Annotated in this window: 1 protein-coding gene; it reads right to left on the bottom strand. The window is 35.9% G+C overall.

Annotated features, from left to right (window positions below; all coding sequences use genetic code 11):
- Positions 1 to 26 precede the first annotated feature (26 nt).
- The gene (locus KDK14_RS01965; protein ID WP_257263338.1) at positions 27 to 950 is read right to left on the bottom strand and encodes a hypothetical protein; all 924 of its coding nucleotides are present in this window, start codon (positions 948 to 950) and stop codon (positions 27 to 29) included.
- Positions 951 to 1,174 lie beyond the last annotated feature (224 nt).

Here is a 1,174-nt window from a genome sequence, read left to right as displayed (position 1 = left end):
TAACGCCTGCATAAGCGGCGGCGCGTCTAGCGCCGTCCGCTGGATGCTCTTGTTATGCGTTGCCTTGAAAACTTGTTTAAGCAGGTTATGAAGTGTTCTCTTCCTGTAGCATTTTTGTACTTTTTGTTTTTATTATTCCACCATGCTGTTGCTGGAAGAGAAGTTCTGAAAAAAAGAACTTTTTTATCTTTTAAGAAAAAAGTGGCATTACCTTTTTTTGCTGCATCAAATGCCAACGAGCTAGTGAAGCCAACCACATCAGGCATCAGAACTTTAATTACTTCCGTTAACACCTTAGAGCTTATTTCTACGTCCTTAGGAAATACTTTAATCGAATTGCCCGAAACTTCTGCAGGTCTCTGAAAGAAATTCATAAATGATACCATGGTGTAGGGTGATTTAATATGTGATGAAAAATATTCTGTTTCTTTAAGTGCTAACTCAGTATTACGGTAAATTGTTTTAGATTTTCCTGTCAAAAAATTTTGTAATATCTCTCTAGTTTTTATTCCTGCAGTGTCATTCTTGACTCCTTTTCTTACCCCATCATACCAATCGTCAAGATCATGATGATATGTAGTATCTTTTTTCAAGTAATGACTTTCTCCAAGTAGAAGAACCTTGAAATCTTGTTTGAAGTAATCTTTTCCAACCCAAGGAATCATTTCTGGGTGTAATTCATAGTGGGTTATTGATTTAAAGATTTCATCGAGCTTTTGCGATGTAGTAAGAGAGTTGATTTTATTTCTTTCAATTTTATCAGCTAATTCATTTAGTCCTTTACTAAGATTATGGTTTTCTATTTTTCTGTTGTATATCTCCTTTTCTGCGCTATCAACAATTTCTTTGCAGTGCCCGTGATCTAACCCGGCATTTATGACTGTATAAGAAAACTTTCTGTATCCATCAGTTAGATTTGAGTATGAACTAACTTCTACTTTTTCACTCATTCCTTTAATTGTAAATGTTATTGAGCCACAAGAAGTCGTGTCGGCGTGTCGGCAGTTATCCAGTCGTCTCCTGAATAAGATCCGAGATATGGCAGAATTTTCTCAGCATTTTCTTTTTTTCTCATTTCAAACTCCTCAGATAAACAATCATTCATTTCTCAAATATCATTGATACCTGAATCCGTAACTTCAGAAGACGTTGAAACCTTCGGAAGCCGGTCGTG

The sequence above is a fragment of the Endozoicomonas sp. ONNA2 genome, from assembly GCF_024606365.1.
In the GTDB taxonomy this organism is placed as follows: domain Bacteria; phylum Pseudomonadota; class Gammaproteobacteria; order Pseudomonadales; family Endozoicomonadaceae; genus Endozoicomonas.
This window is presented reverse-complemented; position numbering and strand designations above follow the sequence as displayed.

What these genes read in the sequence shown, in the direction of transcription:
- KDK14_RS01965 (WP_257263338.1), bottom strand. Translation starts at nt 950, where the DNA reads ATGAGTGAAAAAGTAGAAGTTAGTTCATACTCAAATCTAACTGATGGA.